Annotated in this window: 3 protein-coding genes and 1 pseudogene; all 4 read left to right on the forward strand. The window is 64.0% G+C overall.

Annotation, left to right across the window (positions count from 1 at the left end; all coding sequences use genetic code 11):
• The first annotated feature begins 4 nt into the window (after positions 1 to 4).
• Complete coding sequence (locus HBA54_RS16560; protein ID WP_167226595.1) at positions 5 to 928, forward strand: glycine--tRNA ligase subunit alpha; 924 nt, start codon at positions 5 to 7, stop codon at positions 926 to 928.
• Positions 928 to 3,015 carry a glycine--tRNA ligase subunit beta gene (gene glyS / locus HBA54_RS16565; RefSeq protein WP_167226597.1) on the forward strand — a complete coding sequence of 696 codons (2,088 nt, stop codon included), beginning with the start codon at positions 928 to 930 and terminating at the stop codon, positions 3,013 to 3,015. Before HBA54_RS16560 ends, glyS begins: the two co-directional genes overlap by 1 nt.
• Before the next feature lie 82 nt (positions 3,016 to 3,097).
• On the forward strand, positions 3,098 to 5,767 hold the full coding sequence (ppdK, locus tag HBA54_RS16570; protein WP_167226599.1) for a pyruvate, phosphate dikinase: 2,670 nt from the start codon (positions 3,098 to 3,100) through the stop codon (positions 5,765 to 5,767).
• A 217-nt stretch (positions 5,768 to 5,984) separates the two neighbouring features.
• A pseudogene (locus HBA54_RS16575) lies at positions 5,985 to 6,141 on the forward strand (IS5/IS1182 family transposase); the annotation flags it as partial.

Genomic DNA, 6,141 nt, shown 5'->3' on the forward strand with positions numbered 1-6,141 from the left:
GACCATGTCTCACGCAAATCCGGACACCTGTTTTCAGCGTCTGATCCTCCGCCTTCAGGATTTCTGGGCGCAGCAGGGCTGTGTCATTCTCCAGCCCTACGACATGGAAATGGGGGCGGGGACCTTTCACCCGGCGACCACCCTCAGGGCGCTTGGCCCCAGCATCTGGAAGGCAGCCTATGTGCAGCCCTCGCGGCGGCCGACCGACGGGCGCTACGGCGCGAACCCGAACCGGCTGCAGCACTACTACCAGTTCCAGGTCATCCTGAAGCCCTCACCGCCCAACAGCCAGGACCTCTATCTCGATTCCCTGCGGGCCATCGGGATCAATCCGATGGACCACGACATAAGGTTCGTGGAGGACGACTGGGAAAGCCCGACCCTGGGCGCCTGGGGCCTGGGCTGGGAGGTCTGGTGCGACGGTATGGAGGTCAGCCAGTTCACCTATTTCCAACAGGTCGGCGGCATCGACTGCAACCCCGTTTCCACCGAGCTGACCTACGGCCTGGAGCGCCTCATCATGTATGTCCAGGGGGTGGAGAACGTCTACGACCTGGATTGGGACGGGGTGCCCAAGGACCAGGGCGGCAAGACCTACGGCGATATCTTCCTGCAGGCCGAGCAGGAGTTTTCCGGCTTCAACTTCGAGGTGGCGACGGTCGAAACCCTGTTCCAGCATTTCAAGGACGCCGAGGCGGAGTGCCAGACGATCCTGAAGTTCGGTGAGGACAACGGCCGGCCCATGCCGCTGCCGGCCTATGACCAGTGCATGAAAGCGAGCCACGTCTTCAACCTGCTGGACGCCCGTGGGGTGATTTCGGTCACCGAGCGCCAGGCCTACATCGGCCGTGTGCGCAACCTGGCCAAGGCCTGCTGCGAGTCCTGGATGGCCACCCAGGGGCCGGGCGATGGCGGGAGCGCGGGCTGATGGCCGAGCTTCTCGTCGAACTGTTTTCCGAAGAGATCCCGGCGCGCATGCAGGCGCGCGCCGCCGGGGATCTGAAGCGTCTCGTAAGCGAGGGCCTGAAAGCGGCGAATCTGACGTTCGACACTGCCGCCGCCTATGCGACACCGCGCCGCCTGACGCTGGTGGTCGACGGCCTGCCGCTGCAGCAGCCCGATCTCTCGGAGGAGAAAAAAGGCCCGAAGGTCGGTGCGCCGGAGCAGGCGGTACAGGGTTTCATGAAGGCCAACGGGCTGACCTCCCTGGACGATGCGGAGGTCCGCGAGACGCCGAAAGGCGACTTCTACTTTGCCGTGCGCCATATCGCCGGACGGGCGACGGTGGCGGTGTTGCCGAAGCTGCTGGCCAAGGCTTTCGGCGACCTGCCCTGGCCCAAGTCGATGCGCTGGGCTGATGACAGCCGGCGCTGGGTGCGCCCGCTGCATTCGATCCTGGCGCTCTTCGACGGCAAGGCCCTGGACGGCAGCTTTGAAATGGCCGAGGGCCGCCTCGTTGCCTTTGGCGATTCGACCGAGGGGCATCGTTTTCTGGCACCGCAGCGTTTTGCCGTGAGTGATTTCGCCGATTACCGCGACAAGCTGCGCAGCGCCAAGGTGGTGCTGGATGCGGATGAGCGCCGCAGCCTGATTGCCGAACAGGCGACGGCCCTGGCCGCCGCCGAGGGCGTGACCCTGAAAGGCGATCCCGGTCTTTTGGATGAGGTCGCCGGTCTGGTGGAATGGCCGCAGGTGCTGATGGGGCGCATCGACGAAGCCTTCATGACCCTGCCGGGGGAGGTGCTGTCCACCTCCATGCGCAGCCACCAGAAGTATTTCTCGACGGAGACTGCCGACGGCAACCTGGCCGATCGCTTCGTCTTCGTCGCCAACATGGAAGCGGAACCCGGCAGCGACCGCGCCGAGACCATCGTCTCCGGCAACGAACGTGTTCTAAAGCCGCGTCTCGCCGACGCGCGCTTCTTCTACGACCAGGATCGTCAGCAGCCTTTATCGGCGCGGGTGCCGACACTGAAGGACATTGTTTTCCACGCCAAGCTGGGGACGGTGGCCGACAAGGTTTCGCGCCTGCAGAGCCTGGCGGTAGCGATCAGCGAATTCGTGCCGGGCGCGGAACGCGACGAGGCCCGCTCCGCCGCGCGCCTCTGCAAAGCCGATCTGGTGACCGGCATGGTGGGTGAATTCCCGGAGCTGCAGGGCATCATGGGGCGCTACTACGCGCTGAATGACGGCGAGACGCCGGCGGCGGCGGAGGCGGTGGCTGAACACTATCAGCCGCTCGGCCCCAATGACGCCTGTCCTTCGGCGCCGGTCAGCATCTGTGTCGCCCTGGCCGACAAGATCGACACTCTCGTCGGCTTCTGGATGATCGATGAAAAGCCGACAGGCTCAAAAGATCCTTATGCTTTGCGCCGTGCCGCTTTGGGAATCATCCGCCTTGTTGTCGAAAACAAGTTGCGGCTCAATCTGACCCAGATATTTGCCGTGGCACAGACGGAATACAGCAGCCTCTCCGCGGCGCCGGTTGCCGACGATCTTCTGACATTTCTCGCCGACCGCCTGAAGGTGGTCCTGCGCGATCAGGGTGTGCGCCACGATCTCATCACCGCGGTTCTGGCGCGCGGTGGAGAAGACGATCTGGTGCGTCTTCTGGCCCGGGTGGAAGCGCTCAAGTCCTTCCTCGACAGCGACGACGGCGCCAATTTACTGGTCGCCTATCGCCGTGCCGCCAATATCGTGCGTATCGAGGAAAAGAAGGACAAGCGGCGCTATGACGGGCAGGTAAAGGCGGAGATTGCGGATCAGCCGGAAGAGGGGCAGTTGGCGAAACTCCTGACGGAGGCTGCCGGTGGCGCGAAGGACGCGCTGGGCGGTGAAGATTTCACCACGGCCATGCAGACTATGGCGCAGTTGCGCCAGCCGGTGGACGCCTTCTTCGACAAGGTGACGGTGAATGCCGAGGATGCAGCTTTGCGGGAGAACCGCTTGAACCTTTTGAGCGCCATTGGAGCGACACTCTCAGAGGTCGCGGATTTCTCAAAGATCGAAAGTTGACAACAAACGATGGCGCTAAAGCCATCCGGGTAAGCAGACAGGTTCCGACGGACAGCAACAGGCAGGGAACGGAATGCGGACAATGACCAAGTGGGTGTACAGCTTCGGCGGTGGAACCGCAGACGGCCGGGCCGAGATGAAGGGACTTCTCGGCGGCAAGGGTGCCAACCTGGCGGAGATGTCCTCTCTCGGGCTGCCGGTGCCGCCCGGTTTCACCGTGACCACGGAGGTCTGTACCTATTTCTACGACCACGACCGCAAGTATCCCGATGACCTGGTCGAGCAGACCAACGAAGCCCTGACGAAGGTCGAGGAAGAAGTCGGCGCCAAGTTCGGCGACCCGGCGAACCCCTTGCTGATTTCCGTGCGCTCCGGCGGGCGCGCCTCCATGCCCGGCATGATGGATACGGTTCTGAACCTCGGTCTCAACGACGAAACCGTCGAAGGCCTGGCCAAGCGGGCCGACGACCGGCGCTTTGCCTACGACAGTTACCGCCGTTTCATCCAGATGTTCGGCGATGTGGTTCTGGGGGTCGATCATCATCACTTTGAGGAGATCCTGGAACTCGCCAAGGAAGATCGCGGCTACATGCTCGATACCGAGATGACCGCCGAGGACTGGGCCAAGGTGATTGAGGACTTCAAGGCCAAGGTCCTGGCGGAAACCGGCGAGCCTTTCCCGCAGTCCCCCAAGGAGCAGGCCTGGGCCGCGATCGGCGCCGTTTTCGGTTCCTGGATGAACCAGCGGGCCATCACCTACCGCCGCCTGCACGGCATCCCGGCCGAGTGGGGCACGGCGGTGAACCTGCAGGCCATGGTCTTCGGTAACATGGGCGACAACTGTGCGACCGGGGTGGCCTTCACCCGCAACCCCTCGACCGGTGAGAACGCCTTTTACGGCGAGTACCTGGTGAATGCCCAGGGCGAGGACGTGGTGGCGGGCATTCGCACGCCGCAGAACCTCACTCTGCGCGGCAAGGAGATGAACAACTCCAAACTGCCGGCCATGGAAGAGGTGATGCCGGAAGTTTTCGGCCAGTTGGACGATGTGCGCCATGTCCTCGAGAAACACTACAAGGACATGCAGGACATCGAGTTCACGGTGCAGAGCGGCAAGCTCTACATGCTGCAAACCCGCACCGGCAAGCGCACCGCGCCGGCGGCCCTGAAGATCGCCGCGGACATGGTGGGCGAGGGTTTGATCAGCGAGGCCGAGGCGGTACAGCGCATCGATGCCAACTCCCTTGATCAGCTGCTGCATCCCACGCTCGACCCCAAGGCCGAGCGCAAGGTCATTGCCCGCGGCCTGCCGGCTTCGCCCGGCGCGGCCTCCGGCAAGGTCGTCTTCACCGCTGACGAGGCCGAGGCCCAGGCTGCCAACGGTGAGAAGGTCGTGCTCTGCCGCACCGAAACCTCACCGGAGGACATCCACGGTATGCATGCCGCCGTTGGTATTCTGACCACCCGTGGCGGCATGACCAGCCACGCCGCCGTGGTGGCGCGCGGCATGGGCCGGGCCTGCGTCGCCGGGGCCGGCGAGCTGCGCATCGACCACAAGAGCGGCGTCATGCGGGTTCGTGATATGGAACTGCGGGCCGGCGATCTCGTCACCCTCGACGGCTCGACCGGCGAGGTCATGGCCGGTGCCGTCCAGACCATCCAGCCGGAACTCTCCGGCGACTTCGCCACCATCATGGAGTGGGCGGACAAGTACCGCACCATGGCTGTCAGGGTGAACTGCGATACCCCGCAGGAAGCCAAGGTGGCGGTCGACTTCGGTTGCGAAGGGATCGGCCTCTGCCGCACCGAGCACATGTTCTTCGATGCCGAGCGTATCGTCGCCATGCGTGAGATGATCCTGGCCGATTCCGGTGAGCAGCGCCGCCGCGCCCTGGAGAAGCTGCTGCCTTTCCAGCGCGCCGACTTTATCGCGCTGTTCAAGGAAATGGCCGGCCGGCCGGTGACCATCCGCCTGCTCGACCCGCCGTTGCACGAGTTCCTGCCGCATGAAGATGCGGCGGTGGCGGAGGTCGCCAAGGCCTCCGGCCTGGCGGAAGATCAGGTCCGCGCCCGCTCCCTGAAGCTGGTCGAGACCAATCCGATGCTCGGCCATCGCGGCTGCCGCCTGGGGGTCACCTATCCTGAGATTTACGAGATGCAGGCGCGCGCCATCTTTGAAGCGGTGGCGGCGGTGGAGAAGGAAACCGGCAAGACCGTCGAGCCGGAGGTGATGATCCCCCTGATCTCCATCGAGCAGGAGTTCACGATTCTGCGCCAGCTTATCGACAAGGTGGCCGAGGCCGTGCGCAAGGCCGAGGGCGTGGAGATCCGCTATCTCGTCGGCACCATGATCGAACTGCCGCGGGCCTGCCTGCGTGCCGCGCAGATCGCCGAGGGCGCGGAGTTCTTCTCCTTCGGGACCAACGATCTGACCCAGACCACCTATGGCCTGTCACGTGACGACGCCGGCAACTTCCTGGGGTCTTACGAGCAGTGCGGCCTGATCGATCAGGACCCCTTCATCTCCCTCGACCAGGAGGGCGTGGGCGAGCTGATGCGGATCGGCGCGGAGCGCGGGCGCACGACGCGCCCGGACATCAAGCTGGGCATCTGCGGCGAGCACGGCGGCGATCCGGCCTCCATCGAGTTCTGCCAGACCGTGCCGCTCGACTACGTTTCCTGCTCACCCTACCGCGTGCCCATCGCCCGCCTGGCGGCGGCCCAGGCGGCGCTGGCGCGTAAAAACGCCTAGATCGGATCATGTTTTGACGGAACCACTTCGTGGTTGCGCCAAAACATCTGAATCCGATCGCTATCAAACAGTTAGAGCAGATTCACCCGGTCGATGGATCGCCTCCGGCGATTCCATCCGACCGGGATCTGCTCTAGCAGGCTGCTGAAAAAGGGCTCGCCGAAGTCTTTTGGTCGTGATTCTCTATGGCGTTTGGTTTGCGATCATGGAGGGCGCGATGCGGGGTGAGGATCGGGAGAGCGGAGCTCTATTTTCGTATGTGAGCTGCGAAGCGCGGGTACCGGGCGATCATCCCTTGCGGGCGATCCGGGCGATCGTGGACGAGGCGTTGGAAGTCCTCTCGCCGGAGTTCGAGCGTCTCTATTCGAAGATCG

This window comes from Pelagibius litoralis, from assembly GCF_011683915.1.
GTDB lineage: Bacteria > Pseudomonadota > Alphaproteobacteria > Kiloniellales > Kiloniellaceae > Pelagibius > Pelagibius litoralis.

Excerpts from the sequence above, each read along its gene's own strand:
- HBA54_RS16560 (WP_167226595.1), top strand. The coding sequence starts at position 5 with ATGTCTCACGCAAATCCGGACACCTGTTTTCAGCGTCTGATCCTCCGC.
- glyS (WP_167226597.1), top strand. The coding sequence starts at position 928 with ATGGCCGAGCTTCTCGTCGAACTGTTTTCCGAAGAGATCCCGGCGCGC.
- ppdK (WP_167226599.1), top strand. The coding sequence starts at position 3,098 with ATGACCAAGTGGGTGTACAGCTTCGGCGGTGGAACCGCAGACGGCCGG.